This is a genomic window from Rudaea sp. (genome assembly GCF_057139185.1).
Genome location: NZ_DBNHDN010000017.1, coordinates 142839 through 162373, shown reverse-complemented (window position 1 = coordinate 162373; position 19535 = coordinate 142839). Strand labels below are relative to the sequence as shown.

Here is a 19535-nt window from a genome sequence, read left to right as displayed (position 1 = left end):
CGGCCAGTTGCGCGAAGGAGGCGGTGATCGTGCAATTGGCGGTGATCGGCCCGGTGGTCCAGGTGCTGCCGCTCTGCACGCTCGGCGTGCAGGTATCGCCGGTGACGGACGCGATCGAGTAGCCGCTGTTCGCGGTGACGGTGAAGGTCGTCGCGCTGCCGTGATTTACCGTGGCGGCGGCCGGAGCGGAGATCGTGCCGCCGATGCCGCTGCCGGTGGTGTTCACGTTCCAGGTGTTGATGCTGGCCGAACAGTTCGCGCTGGCGCCGCCGTTGCTGCCGTTGCACGTCCAGCTCCACGGACCGCTGCCGGTGAAGTTCGCCACCGTGCCCGCGCTGCACAGGTTCGCATCGCCCGAGGTCAGCGTGGTGAATGTGCCGCCGCTGGCCGAGCCGCAGGCGCCGTTCACCACATCCAGCGCAAACACCACGGTGATCGTGCAATCGGCGGTGATTGCGCCGGTCGTGATCGTGTTGCCCGACACATCGGCACTGCAGGTATCGCCGCTTGCGCTGGCGAGGTGATGGTCCGAGTCAGGTATTGCGGTGAAGCTCGTGGTCGCGTTGTAGTCCACGCTATGGGTTGTGGGCGCGCTGATCTGGCCGCCACCGCCCGGCACACTGGTCTTGACCAGATAGCTGTTGATGTAGAACGACGCAGTGACCGTGCAATCGTGGAAAATCGGCCCGGTCACATAAGTGCCGCCGCCGTAGCCGGGGTTGCTGTTCGTGCCGCCGGCACCGCAGTTGTCGGTGACGCTGGTCGTGTGGTAGCCGGGATCCGGCGTGACCGTAAACGATGCGGTATTGCCGTGCGCGACCACCTGAGTGGCGCCGATCGAACCGCCGCTGCCCGCGCTGGAAGAGACGGTGTAGCTGATCGACGTCGAGGTCACGCTCACCGTGCAATCGGCGGTAACGGCGTTGACGGTGTAGATGAACGTGCCGGTTCCGCTCGATGGTCCGCTGCTGCCGCAACTGCCGCCGACGGTCGCCGTATAGCCCGCCACGGGCGTGATCGTGAAGGTTGGTTGTGCATTCCTGCCGACCGTCTGCACGGTTGCGGCGCTGATCGTGCTGTTTGCGTCCGAACTCGGCGTCACCACGTAGCCGAGCGTCACCACCTGGCCGTCGTGGTCGGAAGTGCGGCGTGCCGTGTCCGCCTGGGTGAGAGTGAGCGATACGACCGAGCTGTCCGAATTGCCGCGGCCGCTGTCGACCGCGATGAAATCGTTCTGTGCGATCGAGGTCAGCAGGATATGGTCGATTTCCTGCAGGTATCCGCCGAAGTTGTAGGAATAATGCTGGGCCTGCGTCGCCATGCTGCCGGTGTCGAACAGCACGGGATTCGGGCGCACGTAGCTCGCCGTGGGCGGGTAGACGCTGTGCGTCGGAACGGCATCGACCGTGCCCATGATCGTGCCGGTGACATCGACATAGCCGTCGCTGAATTCGTAGGCGTTGAAATCGCCGAGCACGATGACGGGTACCGTTGCGTCGCCCGAGATCGGGAACGAACCGGCGGTTACCGTGCCGCTGGCGTCCTGCTGCGCGTTGCCTGCCGCCGCGCCGGGCGTGTTTGCGTCGCAATCGACCGCTGCCCCCGTCGTTTGCAGCGCCTGCATGATGCACGCCACCTGCTCGGCCTGCGCGCGGCGCTTCTGGCCGACGTAGTCCTTGCCGGCGGCACCGAGACTGCCGAGCGAACGGTCATAGATCGCCAGCACGCGGAAGTGGTAACCCTGATAGGTAGCGTCGAGCAGAACGGGCGGGCGGTCGTTGAGCAGGCAGGTACCGCCGCTGCTGCAGGCCGTGGTCGTCGTGCCGAGATACAACTGGGTCACCGAGGTCACGGTGACACCGCTGCGCACGAAGATGCCGATATTGATGCCGCCCGGGTCGTTGCCCTTGAGCAGATAGGGCTGATAGGTGATCGAGGCGTCGTCGCTGTGGATCTGCGCTGCGAGATCATGCATCACTTCCCAGTTTTCCGCTTCCTGGACCACCTGCACGACTGGGGCTTTCAGTACCGTGCGAATTTGCAGCGACATTTTCGTCAGGCGCGTTTGGTACTGCGTCGATGTCGGACACGTATCGTCCGCGCCCGGGGTCAAGGGCGTGTTGAGTCCGCTGACGTTGCCGGCGACGTCTGCGGGAGATGCCAGGCATCGGTCGGTGTAAGCCGAGGTGTCGGCACCGTCGAACGATGCATCGAAGAAATGCAGCATGTTCTGCGTGCCGATGCGCAGTTTGCCGGCGACCGGGTCGGGCACGGCGACGGGGTAGTTCGGCGCGCCGAGAAGAACGAGATCGGCGCCCGAGCGTGGATACAATTCGTAGGTCGGGTCCGGCATCGTGGCCGACTGAAAGCCCTGCATGACTCCGGTCAGCTTGATTTCCTGCCCGCCGTCATAGATGCCGCCTGCAGGCATGTTTTGGGCTTGCGGAAGGCTGCCCGCGGCGACGCCGAGGCCGGGGTAGTACACCTGGATCAGCTCGGGATTGCCCCAGAAGGTCGGGATGTTCGCCGTGCGGTTGGGGTCGCTGCCCAGGATGCCCGCCTTGCGCAACGAGCGAGGGCCACCGGCAACCGCAAAGAAACCATTGTTGGGCGAGGTTGGCGACGGGGTAATGCCGCTGTTCGCGGTGGTATAGGTCGGCGCGTTGACGATGCCGTGGCTCATCGTGACGAGCATGCCGTCGAGACAGGCGAAGTTGGCGGCCTGGTAGCCGTCGTTGCGCGTCAGGCCGTCGAGCGAAGGCACCTGGATCGTCGAACCTGCGCCCGTGCAGATGCCCGAGCTCGGGTCGGGGTTGGGCAAGTTCGCCGTCAGGTCGTAAGCCGCCGGGATCGAATTGTCGTCATGGCCGACGACCGAGTACGAAGATCCGCCGGCAATTTCGGTCGAGCCGCTGAATTCCTGCACGCGGCCGGTGACGCTGACCAGATCGCCAACGAGCAAGGCGGGAGCGTTGCCGGTGTACACGTAGATGCCATCGGACGTGGTCGGGTCGCCGTCGCCGACGGTGTCCTGGAGGAAGAAGCCCTTCGGACCGACCGCGGTGACGATGTTCTGGTGCCCTGTGCTCGGTGTGATGACATAGGTCGTACCGAGGGCGGTGCCGGAGCCCGCGAAGGACGAACGCGCGCCATGGCCCTGGATCTCCATGATGGTGTGCGGTTCCGGCGGCGGAATGACCGTCAGCGAAATCGTTGCGCTACCGGTGCGCGGCACACCATCGGTAATCGTCGCCGGCAAGATCTTCGAGCCGAGGGCGGTGGCCGCACCGATGCTGGTGCTGTACGACCAGGTGCCGTCGCCCGCGGTCGCGTCGCCGTTGCTGCCGTTATCGTAGAACGTCTGCGTGGCCGAGCCACCGATCGAAGTCAGATCGACCGTCACCGACGAGATCGGGCTGGCCGGATTCGCGCCTTGCGTGGTTGCGATGGTGAGCAGCACGGTGTCGCCCGGTCCCGCCAAGCTCGGATTGGCAGCGCCGGTGCCGCCCGGGTTGGTGCTGGCATTGCACGCAGCGAACGCCATCGCGGAATTGCGCGGATTGGGTGTGGCGGTGGTGAAGTCGGTCGCGTTGTTGTCCGTGTCGGTGCAGCCGTTCGCTGCGCGAACATCTGCCGTCGTGTTGGATGGTGCGGGAGCCGGCCCGCTGCCTTCGAAACAGGAGTTCGTTCCCGAGGATGCGGCGCCGAGGAAGTCGACGACGTTGGTGGTAGGGCATGCGCCGCTCAAAGTCGCGGTCGAGCTGGCCAACGCAATCTTGAAAGCAGCGCTGGCCATGTTAATGGTGCCCGTAGCGTCCGGCGTCGGCAGATTCGCGGTGCCTGCGCTTCCGGCGGCTTCTTGAATCAAGTAGTACTGGCCGGGCTGCAATGTCACGTTGGTCAAGTTGGTGACCTGCCAACTGTTGCTTGTGGCGCCCGCGTATTGCACAGACCAGCCGCTAAGGTTCGCGGGTGTGCTGCCGCGATTGAACAGCTCGATGAAATCGTTCTTGTAGGTAGCGCCGGTGTTGCCGCCGCCGCCGTACGCTTGGCTGATGACGATATCGGGGCTTCCGGCGGCGGTGGCGCCCAGCGGCAGCACACTGAGCGCGAGCGCTGCGAGGCCGAATATGCCGGACAAGGAAGCGCGTGGTTTGCGCAATGCCCTGATGTGGGCGTCGGAAAAAGAAAGACTCCCGCCTGCGCCATCGCGCGCGGCTATACTCTGCTGCATGACTTCTACCCCGTCTACGTTGAGCCCCGAGCTTGGATTTTCTGCACACTTTGTGACGGTTGGCAACATGAAGCTCATTCATTTTTGTAAGCGCATTCGGACACGCGGGCGATGACTGCGCCCGACAACCGCCGCGAGCTCGAAGCCGGCATCGAGACCGATCTGCGCGATCGCCTGAGCTACGGAGGCTATCTCCAACTCGACCGGCTGTTGTCCGCACAACAGCCGCTGTCGAGTCCGCCGCACCACGACGAGATGCTGTTCATCATCCAGCATCAGGTATCGGAACTGTGGCTCAAGCTGATGATCCACGAGCTTCGCGCGGCGATCGAATGCCTGCGTGGCGACCAGGTCTGGCAGTTCGGCAAGATCGTCGCCCGGGTCAAGCAGGTGTTGCGCCAACTCGTCGAGCAGTGGTCGGTGCTGGAGACGCTGACCCCGGCGGAATATCTCCAATTCCGCGACGTGCTCGGGCCGTCGTCGGGATTCCAGTCGTTGCAGTACCGCATCGTCGAATTCCTGCTCGGCAACAAGAACGCGGCGATGTTGCGCGTGTTCGCGCACGACGCGCCCGCGCACGCGCGCCTGCGCGAAGTGCTCGAGGCGCCGAGCCTGTACGACGAGTTCCTGCGCTATCTCGCGCGCTGGGGCCATGCGCTGCCGGCGCGCAATCTCGAGCGCGACTGGGCGCAGGCGCACGTGTCCGACCGCGAGCTGCTGCCGGTGTTCGAACGCATCTACGAGGACACCAACCGCTACTGGCGCGAGTACGCGCTGTGCGAGGATCTGGTCGATCTGGAAACGCAGTTCCAGCTCTGGCGTTTCCGCCACATGAAGACGGTCGAGCGCATCATCGGCTACCGACGCGGCACGGGCGGATCCTCGGGCGTCGGCTTCCTCAAGAAGGCGCTGGACCTGACCTTCTTCCCCGAGCTGTTCGAGGTGCGCACGACGATCGGCACCGGCTCATCGGCCAAATGAATTGAACGTGGAATCCCGCGGCGCCGCATCGGTTTTGTTTGACGAAGTGCGGCGGAGCGGTTACATCTGCACGACCAAATGTGCGCCGCGCACTGACGCGGCATCGGGGAGTCGAAAATGACGGCAGCAGCGGAAAACATCGGCGGCACGAATGTCGTGATCGGCGACGACGGCGTCCGGCGCGAATTCGCGACCGCGGCGGGACATCCGGCTCCGTTGTGGATGCTGTTCATGTCCGAGTTCTGGGAGCGCTTCGCGTTCTACGGCATTCGCTGGGCGATGGTGCTCTACGTCGTCGCGCAGTTCTACAACGGTTCGGCGACCGGCGAGAAGCCGGCCAGTGAACTCTACGGCGCCTATCTCGCGCTGGTGTATGCGGGCGCGATTTTCGGCGGCTACGTCGCCGACAAGCTGATCGGGCATCAGCGTTCGATCCTGCTCGGCGCGCTGATAATGTCGACCGGCCTGTTCATGATCGCGATACCGAGCGAGCACGTGTTCCGCCTCGGCTTGGCGACCATCATCGTCGGCAACGGTTTGTTCAAGCCGATCATCTCCACGCTTGTCGGCAAGCTCTACGCGCAGGGTGACGAACGCCGCGATTCCGGCTTCACGATTTTCTACATGGGCATCAACCTCGGCGCACTGGTGTCGCCGCTGATTACCCAGTACCTGGCAAAAAAGGTGTTCGGCATCGACAACATGCCGGCGTACAAGGTCGTGTTCATCGCCTCCGGCGTCGGCATGCTGCTCAGCCTGGTCTGGTTCTGGTTCGGACGCAGGCAGTTGCAGGGCATCGGTCTGCCGCAGGCTGGCGGATCGGGCGTGCGCAACGTCTTGATCGTGCTTGCGCTGGGCGTGCTGGTCGGCGTGCCGCTGTTCTATTTCCTGCTGACCATCGATGCGACGTACCTGCAGGTGATCCTCATGCTGCTGCTCGTGGGCCCGGCGATCATGCTCGTGATCGAAGGCGTCCGCGAAGGCCAGGTCGCGCGCGACAAGGTATTCGCGATGCTGATCATCCTCGCGTTCAATGTTTTCTTCTGGTGCTATTTCGAGCAGGCCGGCAGTTCGTTCAACTTTCTCGCCGAGAAGATCATCGACCGCGACATCGGTTTGCACGGCCTGTTCCAGGTCCTGGCGGGCGAAGCGAATTTCCCGGTGTCGTGGTTCCAGTCGGTCAACTCGGTCGCGATCATCGCGCTGGCGCCGGTCATCGCCTGGATCTGGGTTCGCATGGGCAAGGCCAACCCGACGATCCCGCGCAAGTTCAGTTTCGGCCTCGTGTTCAACGCGCTGGCGTTTCTCCTGCTCATGTATTCGTTGACGCATCTGGTCGCCTCCGATACCGGCAAGATTCCGTTCTGGACGCTGGTCATGGTCTACGTGATCCAGTCGGTCGGCGAACTGTGCCTGTCGCCGATCGGCCTGTCGATGACGACCAAGCTGGCGCCGCCCAAGCTGACCGGTTTCGCCATGGGCGCGTGGTTCCTGTCGATCGCAATCGGCAACAACCTGGCTGGTATCTTTGCCGGAGAGGCCAGTGGCGAAACCGGCATGACGACGGCGAGTGCGCTCGATGCCTACACCAAGGGATTCTGGATCCTGCTGGTCGCCGGCATCATCCTCTTCCTCGTTTCACCGCTCGTGAACCGGCTGATGCACGGGACGAAATGACGTCGCGGTAAAACCCGCCCCCGCCGTTCGGGCCCGTGCCGGAATGGCAGAAAGCCCGGTCGGTCATTCCCCGGCGAATTCCTCCAGCTCCGCCTCCCGCAGCCGGTCGAGAATGCGCGCGAGCCAGCGTTGCTCCTCGGCGTCGAGATGCGCGAGCAGGCGCCGCTCGTGCTCAAGCGCGAGCGGGGCGACTTCGTCGTAGACCTTCCAGCCCTTCGCACTGAGTTGCAGCACGGATTGCCGCTTGTCGTGATCGGCCATGCGCCGACGCACGCGGCCGGCATCGGCAAGACGCGTGAGCGCGCGGCTGATCGCGACCTTGTCCATCGCGGTGCGTTCGGCGACTTCGCGCGCGGAAAGTCCCTCGTAGCGGCCCAGCACGGCCATGACGCGCCATTCCGCGATCGACAGCGCGAAGCGGCGTTCGTAGATGTCGGCGATGGCCCGACTGATCGTGTTCGATAGCACCGACAGCCGATAGGGCAGGAAGCGCTCGAGTTCCAGAACCTTGTGCCTGGATTTGCCGGTGCCGGTCATGGCGAATCTAGCTTGCAAATGGTTTCAACTGAAACTATTATTCCTGCGATCATTCGTGATTGCAAGATCGGGAAGCGCCGGTCGGTTGGCGCGCTTCTCGACCAAATTTTCCGGTTTGAAAGCTCGGGTCGAGGAACCAGGCATGAACGCGCAGATGCAAACGCAGTCCCGGCAGTCCGGCACGCAGCCGGCAGTCTTCGAAAACCCGATGGGCATCGACGGCTTCGAATTCGTCGAGTTCGCCTCGCCCGAACCCGAAAAACTGCATCAGTTGTTCCGCAATCTCGGCTTCGTCCAGGTCGCGCGGCACAAGACACGGCCGATCACCAACTATCGCCAGGGCGACTGCACCTTTCTCATCAACGAAGATCCGGATTCGTTCGCCGCCGAGTTCGCGCGCCAGCACGGTCCGAGCGCGTGCGGCTTCGCGATTCGCGTGTCCAAGCTGGCCGAGTGGGTACGCGTGCAGGCGCTGAAGAACGGCGCCCGGTCGATCGAGTACAAGGAAACATCCAAAGCCGTCGCCGCGCCGGTAATCGAGGGCATCGGCGGCTGCATGCTCTACATCGTCGATCGCTACGACGACAAAGGCACCATTCACGACCCCGACTGGGAGTGGCTGCCCGGCGCCCAGATGATGCCGCGTGGATTCGGTCTGACCTTCATCGACCATCTCACCCACAATCTCTACTTCGGCAACATGGCGAAGTGGGCGGACTACTACGAACGCCTGTTCCAGTTCCGCGAGATCCGCTACTTCGACATCAAGGGCGCGAAGACCGGCCTGCTGTCGAAGGCGATGACCGCGCCCGACGGCATGGTGCGCATTCCGCTCAACGAGTCGTCCGACCCGAAGAGCCAGATCAACGAATACCTCGAGCAGTACAACGGCGAGGGCATTCAGCACATCGCCTGCTTCACCGACAACATCTACGAGACCGTCGAGGCGATGCGCGCGCACGGGATCGAGTTCCTCGACACGCCGAACGCGTATTACAGCGTGATCGATGCGCGCATCCCGAACCACGGCGAAGACGTGGCGCGCATGAAGCAGAACAAGATCCTGATCGACGCCGATGCGGAGACGAAGCAGAAGCTGCTGCTGCAGATCTTCACCAAGAACTGCGTCGGCCCGATCTTCTTCGAGATCATCCAGCGCAAGGGCAACAGCGGCTTCGGCGAGGGCAATTTCCAGGCGCTGTTCGAATCGATCGAGCGCGAGCAGATGGAGCGTGGAGTGCTGTGAGCACGTTCGAATACCAGTCCGGCTTCGGCAACGAGTTCGCGACCGAGGCGGTCGCCGGCGCATTGCCCGAGGGCCGCAACTCACCGCAGTGCGCGGCGCACGGGCTCTACGCCGAGCAATTGTCCGGCACCGCATTTACCGCGCCGCGCCACGCGAACCGGCGCAGTTGGCTGTATCGCATCCGTCCGGCGGCGATGCACGAGCCGTTCGCGATGCTGAGGGGTCGAAACTTCCATAACAGGTTCGACGAAGTTCCGGCGACGCCGAACCAGCTGCGCTGGGATCCGTGGCCGTTGCCGGGCACGCCCTCTGATTTCGTTGATGGGTTGGTCACGATCGCCGGCAACGGCGGTCCCGCGGCGCAGACCGGCATCGGCATCCACGTGTATGCGGCGAACCGGTCGATGCACGGGCGCTACTTCTGCGATGCGGACGGCGAGCTGCTGATCGTGCCGCAGCTCGGCCGTCTGCGTGTGGCGACCGAATTCGGCGTGCTCGAAATCGAACCGCAGGAAGTCGTGGTGATCCCGCGCGGCGTGCGCTTCCGTGTCGACTTGCCGGACGGCGAGGCGCGCGGCTACGTCGCCGAGAATTTCGGCGCGATGCTGCGCCTGCCCGACCTCGGTCCGATCGGCTCGAACGGTCTGGCCAATGCGCGTGATTTCCTCACCCCGGTCGCTGCCTACGAAGATGTCGATGGCGACTTCGAATTGCTCACCAAGTTCCAGGGGCATCTTTGGTCGGCGAAGATCGATCATTCGCCGCTCGACGTCGTCGCCTGGCACGGCAACTGCGCGCCGTACAAGTACGACCTGCGCCGTTTCAACACGATCGGCTCGATCTCCTACGACCATCCCGATCCGTCGATCTTCCTCGTGCTGCACTCGCCGAGCGACACGCCCGGCACGAGCAACATGGATTTCGTCATCTTTCCGCCGCGCTGGCTGGTGGCCGAGGACACGTTCCGTCCACCGTGGTTCCATCGCAACGTCGCGAGCGAATTCATGGGCCTTGTGCACGGCGCCTACGATGCGAAAGCCGGCGGTTTCGTGCCCGGCGGCGCGAGCCTGCATAATTCGATGAGCGGGCACGGGCCCGACGCGGCGAGCTTCGACAAGGCCAGCGCGGCCGATACGGCGAAGCCCGACCACATCGTCGACACGATGGCTTTCATGTTCGAGACGCGCGCGGTACTCCGGCCGACGCAGCAGGCGCTGGAATCGCCGCAGTTGCAGCGCGACTATCACCAATGCTGGCAGGGGTTGAAGAAGAACTTCCGCCTGCCACGGAATCAGCCCCAGGATACCCCTCGATGAAACTCGCAAGCCTGAAGGAAGGTGGTCGCGACGGCACGCTGGTCGTAGTCAGCCGCGACCTCGCGCGCGCCGTGCGCGCGACCGACATCGCGCACACGCTGCAGCGAGCGCTGGAGGACTGGCACAACGCCGCGCCGCGCCTGCGTCGCGTCTACGAGTTGCTCAACGACGCGGCGCGTGCGCAGACGATCAATGGCGAAGCCGTGTTCGCACTCGATGCGGTCGCGCTCGCCGCGCCGCTGCCGCGCAGCTACGAGTTCGTCGACGGCAGCGCCTACCTGCCGCACGTCGAGCGCGTGCGCCGCGCGCGCGGTGCCGAGGTGCCGCAGAGTTTCTACACCGATCCGCTGATGTACCACGCCGTCGGTGCCGGGTTCTATGGGCCACGCGATGCGGTGCGCGTGACCAGCGAGGACTACGGCATCGACCTCGAAGCCGAAGTCGTCGTCGTCACCGATGACGTGCCGATGGCGGTGACGGACGCGCAGGCCGCGGAGCATATCCAGTTGATCGGTCTGGTCAACGACGTGAGCCTGCGCAACCTGATTCCGGGCGAACTGGCCAAGGGCTTCGGCTTCCTGCAGTCGAAGCCGCGTTCGGCGCTGTCGCCGGTGTTCGTCACGCCGGACGAACTCGGCGATGCGTGGAGGGACTCGAAGGTGCATCTGGCCCTGACCACGCACATCAACGGCAAGCTGTTCGGTCAACCCGAGGCGGGCGAGGACATGCAATTCTCGTTCGCCGACCTTGTCGCGCACGCGGCGAAGACGCGGCCGCTGTCGGCCGGCACGATCGTCGGCTCGGGCACGATTGCCAACCAGGACGAGAGTCGCGGCGCGTCTTGCCTCGCCGAGCGGCGAACATTGGAAACGATCCGCGACGGCAAGCCGTCGACGCCGTTCCTCAAGTTCGGCGACCGCGTGCGCATCGAGATGTTCGACCGCACCGGCGTCAGCGTGTTCGGCGCGATCGAGCAAAAAATCGAACGCGCCTGATCGAGAAAGATTGTATTGCATGGCGCGGCGACCGATGGCCGGTTTTTTTGCCTGCGCGATCGGGGCCGGGCCGCCTATAACGTCGGCATCTCGAAGGTATCCAGCATCGGCAGGTGCGCGTCGTCGCTGCCCTCGCCGAGACGGATCTTGAGTGCAAGCCCGTCGCGCGAATCCGCCTTGGACAATGCTTCTTCGAGATCGATGCGGCCATCGCGGTAGAGCTTGAGCAGGGACTGGTCGAACGTCTGCGTACCCTCCGAAAGGCTGCGGTCCATCGCTTCCTTGATCTCATGCACCTGGCCGCGGCGAATCATGTCGCGGATGTGCGGCGTATTGATCAGCACTTCGCAGGCCGGGATGCGCTGGCCGTCCTTGCCGACGACGAGACGCTGGGCGATGATCCCGCGCAGGTTGAGCGCGAGGTTGAGCAGCACGTTGCGGTGCGCCGCCTCGGGGAAGAAGTTGAGGATGCGCTCGAGCGCCTGGTCGGCGTTGTTCGAGTGCAGCGTGGCCAGGCACAGGTGGCCGGTTTCGGAGAACGCGATCGCTGCCTCCATCGTTTCCGAGTCGCGGATCTCGCCGATCATGATCACGTCGGGGGCCTCGCGCATCGCGCTCTTCAGCGCCTCGTGGTAGCTGCGCGTGTCGAAGCCGACTTCACGCTGGTTGACGATCGACTTCTTGTGCTGGTGCAGGTATTCGATCGGATCCTCGATCGTCAGGATGTGGCCCGACGAGCTGGTGTTGCGGTGATCGATCATCGAGGCGAGCGTGGTCGATTTGCCCGAGCCGGTCGAACCCACGACGAGGAGCAAGCCGCGCGGCTCCATGATCAGTTCGTTGAGCACCGGCGGCAACTGCAGCTCCGCGACGCTGGGCACCACCGCCTTGATCGCGCGGATAACCAGGCCGATCTCGCCGCGCTGGCGGAAGATGTTGACGCGGAAGCGGCCGACGTCCCTCAGGTGGGTGACGAGGTTCATTTCCAGGTCGCGCTCGAAGCGCGCGACCTGCGCCTCGTCCATCATCGAGTAGGCGATGCGCTTGGCCAGGCCCGAAGGCATCGCGGCGGTGCCCAGCGGCGTGAGTGCGCCGGAAATCTTGATGTTGATCGGAGCGCCGGTGGACAGGAACAGGTCCGAGGCGTTCTTGTCGTTCATCAATTTGAGGAAATAGCCGATGTCCATGTGTTGCGTTTCGCCCCTGTCGTTGCGATCCCGATGATTGGATGACCTGAATACCCCTGCCGGATCCCCGGACACGCGCCGAATCCTGCGCGTGTCGGGGTTAGGTTACGCCGAACCGGGCGCTCATGCCGAATTGGCGACGTGCCGACCACTGTTCGCGCAAAGGCAGGGCTTACCCGGCGTTTCCGGTCGCCGTTGCCATTGTGCCCGTGCATTGTGGACAATGCGCGCGTCGATGCCGAGCCTTTGAAACCTGCGGAATGATATGACAAACCTGCGTGCCATTGTCCGGATGGGCTTCTCCGTTTCCATGATCTGCGCCGCCGGCTGTGCGCAGACCAAGCCACCACTCGCGGAACTGCAGGAGGCGGGGCGTCACGTCGACAGCGCGCGCGAGGCGGACGCCTCGACCTACGCGCCGGGCGAATTGCGCATGGCGCAGGAGCGTCTTGGCCAGGCGCGCGCCGCAATGAAGCAGGAAGACTACGACGCGGCCGCGCAGTTTGCCGACGAGGCCCAGGTTGCAGGCGACCTCGCCCAGGCCAGGGCCCGACTCGGGAAGGCGCGCGAGCGCGTCGACGCGCGCACGCGCGAAAACGCGCAATTGCGCAACGACCTGTCGATACCGGTCGAGGCGAAGCAGGAGGGATTCCAGTGAAAGCCGCGAAGAAAGCTTTGCAAGCCGGCGCCCGGCCGGCGCGACTCGCCGCTGCTGCGCTGCTGCTCGCGTTCGCCGGCACGGCCTGGGCGCAGAAGGACGATCCGGACTACGACCGCCTGCGCGGCAATCTCAACCAGTTGGTTGGCGACCGCACGCTCGGCGCCTTGGCCCCTGCGGAAATCGCGCTGGCCGAACAGGCGCTGGCCAACCTCGCCGAATTCGGCGGCAAACGCAAGCTGCACGATCACTACGTTTTCCTCGCCGAGCGCCGCATCGACATCGCCTACGCCGCGGCGCAGGCCGTGGTGCAGGAACGCCGCATCCAGGCGCTGGATCGCGAGCACGACCAGATCCTCATCGCCGCGAGTCGGCGCGACGCCGAGCAGGCGCGGCTCGAGCTCGAGCGTCAGCGCATCCAGAGCCTCGCCCAGCAGGAGGAGGCCGACCGCCTGCGCGCCGAGGCCGACGAGGCGCGCGAAGCCAGCGCGCAGACCAGCAAGCAGGCCGAGACCGCGAAGAAGCAGGCGGCGCAGGCACGCAGGCTCGCCGACGCGCAGGCGCGCGAGGCCGAACTCGCGCGCAAGGAGGCCGAACTGCTCGCCGCGAGCGGTGCCAAGCCATCCTCTGGTGCGGGCAAACCCGCGCCCGCTGCGCCCGCAGCCAAACCTGCCGCGTCGATCGCGTTCGGCGAGGGCGCCTTCGCTCCAGGGCAGTCCGTGCTCAGGCCGGCCGGCAATGCGCAGGTCGCCAGGATTGCCGCCGCGGCCTCGGGCAAGTTCGTGCGCATCGAGGCTTATGCGAGTGACGGTGGTGGCGCCAAGGCCAACCTGGCGCTGTCGCAGCGGCGTGCGCAGGCCATCCGCGAGGCGCTGGTCGCTGCCGGCGTGCCGGCCAAGCGCATCGTTGCGGTCGGCGCCGGCGCGAAATCCGGGGTCGCGCGCGGCGCCGTGGCGAGTTTCACCGACCACTGAACCGGATCGTCGAGTCGGTGGTTGCGCGTAGGCGGGCAAAGGAGTAGCGTGCAGCTGCCGGGTTCGCCCTGAGCGGGTCCGGCAGCCGAGCCCATGAGTGCAGCCATCGCCTTCCATCGCGCCTGCACTTCACCCGTCGCGGTGAAGCGTAGTCGGCATGCGCTCTTCGCTCCTTTCCTTGACCCTGCGCATCCGACGCCCCGGCCCGATGGTCGGCGTGGTGCCTGCTTGCGCCCCTGAAACAGGAGATTGGCCGATGTTCGAAGATCGTCAGAAAAGCGAAATCGATGCCCTGCTGGCCAGCGACACGGAGTTTCGCGACCTGTACCGGCATCACAAGGATCTCGACAAGAAAGTGCATGATGCCGAAATCGGCGTGCTGCCGATGGACAGCACGACCTTGATGGGCATGAAGCGCGAGAAACTGCGTGCCAAGGACCGCCTCACCGAGTTGTGGGACCGCCACCAGGCGCTGCACTGACCCAGGGCACCGCGCGAAAGCAGCGGGACCCGGCCGGCGCGCGTCCCGCGCGAAAGTCGGTGCATGCATCGCGCGTACGCTGCTTCCAGCGCTAAGGACAATTGTCGGGCGTGACGAATCACGCCCCGAGGCCCGCGAGTGGCCGTATCAAGACCGGGTCGCCCGATCGCAGCGATCCAGGTAGGAGCACTCCTGTATCATAGCCGGTCCCGTTGCCGGCCCCTTGCGTCGGCAAGCGCATTCAGGAGTCTCCATGAGCGTACACCGCAGCGTGCTCGAACTGATCGGCGAGACGCCGATCGTCAAGGCGCAACGTCTCGACGCAGGCCCCTGCGAACTGTACTTCAAGCTCGAAAGCGCCAACCCGGGCGGCTCGATCAAGGATCGCATCGGCCTGTCGATGATCGAGGCCGCGGAGCGGGCCGGCAAGATCAGGCCCGGTGACACGCTGGTCGAAGGCACTGCCGGCAATACCGGCATCGGTCTCGCGCTCGTCGCGCAACAGAAAGGTTACCGGCTGATCCTGGTCGTGCCCGACAAGATGAGCCGCGAGAAGATTTTCAACCTCAAGGCGATGGGTGCCGAGGTCGTGCTGACGCGCTCGGACGTAGCCAAGGGCCACCCGCAGTATTACCAGGATCTCGCCGAGCAGATCGCGCGCGACACGCCCGGCGCCTACTTCATCAACCAGTTCGGCAACCCCGACAATCCGCGTGCGCACGAGGAGGGCACCGGCCCCGAGATCCTGCGCCAACTCGACGGCAAGCTCGATGCGATCGTTTTCGGCTGCGGTTCGTCCGGCACGATGACCGGCCTGTCGCGCTATTTCGCCGGGGCCGCGCCGAATGTCGAGTTGGTCCTCGCCGACCCGGTCGGTTCGATTCTCGCCCAGTACATCAACGAGGGTACGCTGTCGACCAAGTCGGCGAGCTGGATGGTCGAAGGCATCGGCGAGGATTTCCTGCCGTCGATCTCCGATTTCTCGCGCGTGAAGAAGGCCTACGCGATCAGCGACAAGGAGAGCTTTCTCGCCGCGCGCGAACTGCTGGCGAAGGAAGGCATCTTCGGCGGCTCGTCGACCGGCACGTTGACCGCGGCGGCGCTCAAGTACTGTCGCGCGCAGACGACGGCGAAGCGCGTGCTCGTGTTCGTCTGCGACACCGGCAACAAGTACCTGTCGAAGATGTACAACGACTACTGGATGCTCGACAACGGCTTCCTCGAGCGCGAGCACCACGGTGATCTGCGCGACCTGATCCTGCGTCCGTACTCGCAGCGCGACACCGTCGTCGTCGGTCCGGCCGAGCCGCTCGTCACTGCGTATCAGCGCATGAAGCTGTACGACGTCTCGCAATTGCCGGTGATGGACGGCGATCAGATCGTCGGTATCGTCGACGAGTCCGACGTCCTGCTGCACGTCTACAGCGACGAGGCGCGCTTCCGCGACCCGGTTTCGACTGCGATGGTCGGCAAGCTGCAGAAGCTCGACGTCGAATCGCCGATCGAGGCGCTGCTGCCGGTGTTCGACGCCGGCCACGTCGCGATCGTCGTCGATGGCGACAAATTCCTTGGCCTGATCACGCGCATCGACTTGCTCAACTATCTGCGCCGGCGGGTACAGTAGGATTTGTTCTCGCTGCCAGTGTCGCGAAAGCGGGAATGACGCAGCGAAAGCAGGCATTTGAAATTCTGGAAAAAAAGCAGGATCGAAATGAAGAAGACGAATTCTCTCGGCCTCGGCACGCGCGCGATCCACGCCGGTCAGTATCCCGACCCCTCGACCGGCGCGATCATGACGCCGATCTACGCGACCTCGACCTATGTGCAGTCCAGCCCGGGCGTGCATCAGGGCTACGAGTACAGCCGTACGCAGAACCCGACGCGCATGGCCTACGAGCGCTGCGTCGCCGACCTCGAAGACGGCACGCGCGGCTACGCGTTCGCCTCGGGTCTCGCTGCGGCCAGCACGGTGCTCGACCTGCTTGATTCGGGCAGTCACGTGATCGCGATGAACGATCTATACGGCGGCAGCTATCGCCTGTTCGAGCGCGTACGCCGGCGCTCCGCGGGCCTGGATTTCACCTTCCTCGACTTGAACGATCCGGCCGCCTTGAAAGCCGCGCTCAAGCCGAACACGCGCATGATCTGGGCGGAGACTCCGACCAATCCGATGCTCACCCTGGTCGATCTGGCCAAGGTCGGCGCGTTCGCGCGCAAGCACGGACTGATTTTCGTCGTCGACAACACGTTCTGCTCGCCGATGCTGCAAAGGCCGCTCGAATACGGCGCGCACCTCGTGCTGCATTCGGCGACGAAATACCTCAACGGCCACTCCGATATGGTCGGCGGCATCGTCGTCGCGGGCGACGACAAGGATCTCGCCGAACAGATGGCGTTTCTGCACAACTCGGTCGGCGCGATCGCGGGGCCGTTCGACGCCTTCCTCGCGATGCGCGGGCTGAAGACGCTGCACCTGCGCATGCGCGCGCATTGCGCGAGCGCGCAGGAACTCGCCGGCTGGCTGGAAAAACATCCCGCGGTCGAACGCGTGATCTACCCGGGCCTGAAAACGCACGCGCAACATGCGCTGGCAAAGAAGCAGATGGATGGTCCCGGCGGCATCATCAGCATCGAAGTGAAAGGCGGTCTGCGCAAAGCGCGGCGTGTGCTCGAACGCTGCAAGCTGTTCGCGCTCGCCGAGTCGCTGGGCGGAGTCGAGAGCCTGATCGAGCACCCGGCGATCATGACCCACGCCTCGATTCCGCCGGCGAACCGCAAGAAGCTCGGCATCAGCGACGGCCTGATCCGGCTTTCGGTCGGCGTCGAGGACGTGCGCGATCTGCGCGATGAACTGGCGGCGGCGCTGAGCTGAAGCGAAGTCCGCGACGCCGGTCTGCCGTTTGCTGCGTGGCAGATGAAATCCAAGTAAAATGAGATATTTAGCGGTCAAGGGGTCGTCGATATCTAGTTTGCATGAGTAGTGGAGTTCTATGAGCCAGAAGAAGATTGCTCTCGTCACCGGCATTACGGGGCAGGATGGCGCCTATTTGACTGAATTGCTGCTGGCAAAGGGCTATGCGGTGCATGGCCTGCGTCGGCGTGCGTCGCTGTTCAACACGGATCGCATTGATCACCTTTATCACGACCCGCACAACAAGGGTTTCGACCTGACCTTGCACCATGGCGATCTCACCGATTCGTCGAGCCTGATCCGCGTGGTGCAGGAGATTCGGCCCGACGAAATCTACAACCTCGCCGCGCAGAGCCATGTCGCTGTTTCGTTCGAGGAGCCGGAATACACGGCAAATTCGGACGCGCTCGGCGCATTGCGTCTGCTCGAGGCGATCCGCATCGCGAAACTGGAAAAGCAGACGCGTTTCTATCAGGCGTCGACGTCCGAGCTGTACGGCCTCGTGCAGGAAATTCCGCAGCGCGAGACGACGCCGTTCCATCCGCGCTCGCCGTATGCGGTCGCCAAGCTGTACGCGTACTGGATTACGGTGAATTATCGCGAGGCCTACGGGATTTACGCGTGCAACGGCATCCTGTTCAACCACGAATCGCCCGTGCGCGGCGAGACATTCGTGACGCGCAAGATCACGCGCGCCCTCGCACGCATCAAGCTCGGCTTGCAGGATTGCCTGTATCTGGGCAACCTGAACGCGTTGCGTGACTGGGGGCATGCGCGCGACTATGTCGAGATGCAATGGCTGATGCTGCAACAGGAAGTCGCCGAGGACTTCGTCATCGCGACGGGCCAGCAGCATTCGGTCAGGGAGTTCGTCGAATTGGCGGCGAAAGAGATCGATATCCGAATCCGCTGGCAAGGCGCGGGCGTCGAAGAGAAGGGCTACGACGAGGCAACCGGCAAGTGCATCGTTGCGGTCGACCCGCGCTATTTCCGTCCGGCCGAAGTGGAAACCCTGCTCGGCGATCCGAGCAAGGCCAAGCGAAAGCTCGGTTGGGAGCCGCATACGACGTTTGCCGAGCTCGTCGCGGAGATGATGCGCGAAGACTTGAAGGTGGCGCAGCGCGACGAACTGGCGCGCCAGAACGGGTTCAAGTATTTCAACTACAACGAGTGAGATCGCGGCCATGATTCCCGTCTACCAGCCGTATTTCACCGGCCGCGAGAAGGACTACGTCAATCAATGCCTGGACTCGACCTGGATATCGTCCAAGGGCGAGTTCATCGGCAAGTTCGAGAAGGCCTTCGCCGAATACATCGGCTCGCCGCATGCGACGAGCGTGGCCAATGGCACGGTGGCGATCCACCTTGCACTCGAAGCGCTCGGCATCGGTCCCGGCGACGAGGTGATCGTGCCGACGCTGACCTACGTCGCCTCGGTCAATACCATTCTGCAGACCGGCGCCAAACCGGTGTACGTGGATTCGCTCGAGCACTCCTGGCAGATCGATCCGGAAGACGTGCGGCGCAAGATCACGCCGCGGACCAAGGCGGTCATGGCGGTGCACCTGTACGGCCTGCCCTGCGACATGGATAGCCTCACGCGCATCTGCGAAGAGCATGGGCTGCTGCTGGTCGAGGATTGCGCGGAAGGCTTCGGCACCTGGTATCACGGCAAGCACGTCGGTACTTTCGGCGACATCGCCACATTCAGTTTCTTCGGCAACAAGACGATCACGACCGGCGAGGGCGGGATGGTTGTCGCGCGCTGCAGGGCCGTGATCGAGCGTGCGTACCATCTCAAGAACCAGGGCGTATCGCCGGCACGCGAGTACTGGCACGATGTCGTTGCCTACAATTACCGCATGACCAACATCTGCGCGGCGATAGGTCTGGCCCAGCTCGAAAGCGCGGCGTCGATCATCGCGAAGAAGCGCCAGATCGCCGACTGGTATCGCGAGGCACTGCGCGGCCTGCCGCTGAAGTTCCACGACGAATTGCCCGGTACGGTGCATTCGTACTGGATGTGCTCGATCGCGGTCGATGATGCCGCCGATCGCCAGCCGCTGCGCGAACACCTGCGCGCCGCGGACGTGGAGACGCGGCCGTTGTTCCACGCCTGCCACACCCTGCCGCATTGCGCAGTCGAGGGCCATTTCCCGGTCGCATCGTCGTTGTCCGCCCGCGGCATCAACCTGCCGAGCTATCCCGCGCTCACGCGCAAGCAAGTGGAACAGGTCTGCGCCTCGATCCATGCCTACTTCCAGCGGGCAGCGCGTGGACAAGCGGTGGATTCCGCAGGCCTGCGCCGGTACGCCTCGGCCGGCTCCGCGGTCTGAGC

General features: G+C 64.3%; 15 protein-coding genes. 12 read left to right on the top strand and 3 right to left on the bottom strand.

Translation table 11 applies throughout. The features are described from left to right. Positions 1-4141 (bottom strand): lamin tail domain-containing protein (locus AC16HO_RS07155; RefSeq protein WP_484335344.1); only part of this gene is annotated, 4141 nt, incomplete at its 3' end. Positions 4142-4345: 204 nt separating this feature from the next. Between AC16HO_RS07155 and AC16HO_RS07150 the strand changes: the two genes are divergently transcribed. Together AC16HO_RS07150 and AC16HO_RS07145 are read left to right on the top strand one after the other, a co-directional pair. After that, positions 4346-5215: a tryptophan 2,3-dioxygenase gene (locus AC16HO_RS07150; protein ID WP_395643835.1), complete on the top strand. Its 870-nt coding sequence runs from the start codon at positions 4346-4348 to the stop codon at positions 5213-5215. A 117-nt stretch (positions 5216-5332) separates the two neighbouring features. Beyond that, a complete protein-coding gene (locus AC16HO_RS07145) occupies positions 5333-6892 on the top strand; it encodes a peptide MFS transporter (protein ID WP_395643834.1) in 1560 nt (519 codons plus the stop codon). A gap of 63 nt (positions 6893-6955) precedes the next feature. Here the strand turns inward: AC16HO_RS07145 and AC16HO_RS07140 are convergent, their stop codons facing one another. Beyond that, a complete protein-coding gene (locus AC16HO_RS07140; RefSeq protein WP_395643833.1) occupies positions 6956-7429 on the bottom strand; it encodes a MarR family winged helix-turn-helix transcriptional regulator in 474 nt (157 codons plus the stop codon). Between the two features lie 142 nt (positions 7430-7571). On the opposite strand from AC16HO_RS07140, the gene hppD reads away from it, so the two are divergent. Genes hppD through AC16HO_RS07125 form a run of 3 tightly spaced genes read left to right on the top strand, consistent with a single transcriptional unit; the run spans position 7572 to position 10986 of the window. Then, a complete protein-coding gene (hppD, locus tag AC16HO_RS07135) occupies positions 7572-8675 on the top strand; it encodes a 4-hydroxyphenylpyruvate dioxygenase (protein WP_395643832.1) in 1104 nt (367 codons plus the stop codon). Next, positions 8672-9991 carry a homogentisate 1,2-dioxygenase gene (gene hmgA / locus AC16HO_RS07130; protein ID WP_395643831.1) on the top strand — a complete coding sequence of 440 codons (1320 nt, stop codon included), beginning with the start codon at positions 8672-8674 and terminating at the stop codon, positions 9989-9991. Before hppD ends, hmgA begins: the two co-directional genes overlap by 4 nt. After that, complete coding sequence (locus tag AC16HO_RS07125; RefSeq protein ID WP_395643830.1) at positions 9988-10986, top strand: fumarylacetoacetate hydrolase family protein; 999 nt, start codon at positions 9988-9990, stop codon at positions 10984-10986. Before hmgA ends, AC16HO_RS07125 begins: the two co-directional genes overlap by 4 nt. A 74-nt stretch (positions 10987-11060) precedes the next feature. Here AC16HO_RS07125 and AC16HO_RS07120 read toward each other — a convergent pair whose 3' ends face one another. Then, on the bottom strand, positions 11061-12173 hold the full coding sequence (locus AC16HO_RS07120) for a PilT/PilU family type 4a pilus ATPase (protein WP_395643829.1): 1113 nt from the start codon (positions 12171-12173) through the stop codon (positions 11061-11063). A gap of 265 nt (positions 12174-12438) precedes the next feature. Here AC16HO_RS07120 and AC16HO_RS07115 point away from each other — a divergent pair, with 265 nt between their 5' ends. From AC16HO_RS07115 to AC16HO_RS07085, 7 genes are all read left to right on the top strand, one after another. Beyond that, the gene (locus tag AC16HO_RS07115; RefSeq protein ID WP_395643828.1) at positions 12439-12831 is read left to right on the top strand and encodes a DUF4398 domain-containing protein; all 393 of its coding nucleotides are present in this window, start codon (positions 12439-12441) and stop codon (positions 12829-12831) included. Further along, complete coding sequence (locus AC16HO_RS07110; protein WP_395643827.1) at positions 12828-13805, top strand: OmpA family protein; 978 nt, start codon at positions 12828-12830, stop codon at positions 13803-13805. Before AC16HO_RS07115 ends, AC16HO_RS07110 begins: the two co-directional genes overlap by 4 nt. Before the next feature lie 178 nt (positions 13806-13983). Beyond that, entirely contained in the window at positions 13984-14286 is a 303-nt protein-coding gene (locus AC16HO_RS07105) for an HP1242/YdcH family protein (protein ID WP_484335343.1), read from the top strand. A 253-nt stretch (positions 14287-14539) separates the two neighbouring features. Continuing rightward, positions 14540-15910 carry a pyridoxal-phosphate dependent enzyme gene (locus AC16HO_RS07100; protein ID WP_395643825.1) on the top strand — a complete coding sequence of 457 codons (1371 nt, stop codon included), beginning with the start codon at positions 14540-14542 and terminating at the stop codon, positions 15908-15910. A gap of 87 nt (positions 15911-15997) precedes the next feature. Next, positions 15998-17158, top strand: coding sequence for a trans-sulfuration enzyme family protein (locus AC16HO_RS07095; protein WP_395643824.1), 1161 nt, complete (start codon positions 15998-16000; stop codon positions 17156-17158). A 118-nt stretch (positions 17159-17276) separates the two neighbouring features. Then, entirely contained in the window at positions 17277-18371 is a 1095-nt protein-coding gene (gmd, locus tag AC16HO_RS07090; RefSeq protein WP_395643823.1) for a GDP-mannose 4,6-dehydratase, read from the top strand. Positions 18372-18381: 10 nt separating this feature from the next. Beyond that, a complete protein-coding gene (locus AC16HO_RS07085; protein ID WP_395643822.1) occupies positions 18382-19533 on the top strand; it encodes a DegT/DnrJ/EryC1/StrS family aminotransferase in 1152 nt (383 codons plus the stop codon). Positions 19534-19535: the final 2 nt, after the last annotated feature.

Bases quoted from the DNA above. Each gene is read 5' to 3' on its own strand.
- AC16HO_RS07120 (WP_395643829.1), bottom strand. From the start codon at position 12,173: ATGGACATCGGCTATTTCCTCAAATTGATGAACGACAAGAACGCCTCG.
- AC16HO_RS07140 (WP_395643833.1), bottom strand. From the start codon at position 7,429: ATGACCGGCACCGGCAAATCCAGGCACAAGGTTCTGGAACTCGAGCGC.
- AC16HO_RS07085 (WP_395643822.1), top strand. From the start codon at position 18,382: ATGATTCCCGTCTACCAGCCGTATTTCACCGGCCGCGAGAAGGACTAC.
- gmd (WP_395643823.1), top strand. From the start codon at position 17,277: ATGAGCCAGAAGAAGATTGCTCTCGTCACCGGCATTACGGGGCAGGAT.
- AC16HO_RS07125 (WP_395643830.1), top strand. From the start codon at position 9,988: ATGAAACTCGCAAGCCTGAAGGAAGGTGGTCGCGACGGCACGCTGGTC.
- AC16HO_RS07145 (WP_395643834.1), top strand. From the start codon at position 5,333: ATGACGGCAGCAGCGGAAAACATCGGCGGCACGAATGTCGTGATCGGC.
- hppD (WP_395643832.1), top strand. From the start codon at position 7,572: ATGAACGCGCAGATGCAAACGCAGTCCCGGCAGTCCGGCACGCAGCCG.
- AC16HO_RS07095 (WP_395643824.1), top strand. From the start codon at position 15,998: ATGAAGAAGACGAATTCTCTCGGCCTCGGCACGCGCGCGATCCACGCC.
- AC16HO_RS07100 (WP_395643825.1), top strand. From the start codon at position 14,540: ATGAGCGTACACCGCAGCGTGCTCGAACTGATCGGCGAGACGCCGATC.
- AC16HO_RS07115 (WP_395643828.1), top strand. From the start codon at position 12,439: ATGACAAACCTGCGTGCCATTGTCCGGATGGGCTTCTCCGTTTCCATG.
- AC16HO_RS07150 (WP_395643835.1), top strand. From the start codon at position 4,346: ATGACTGCGCCCGACAACCGCCGCGAGCTCGAAGCCGGCATCGAGACC.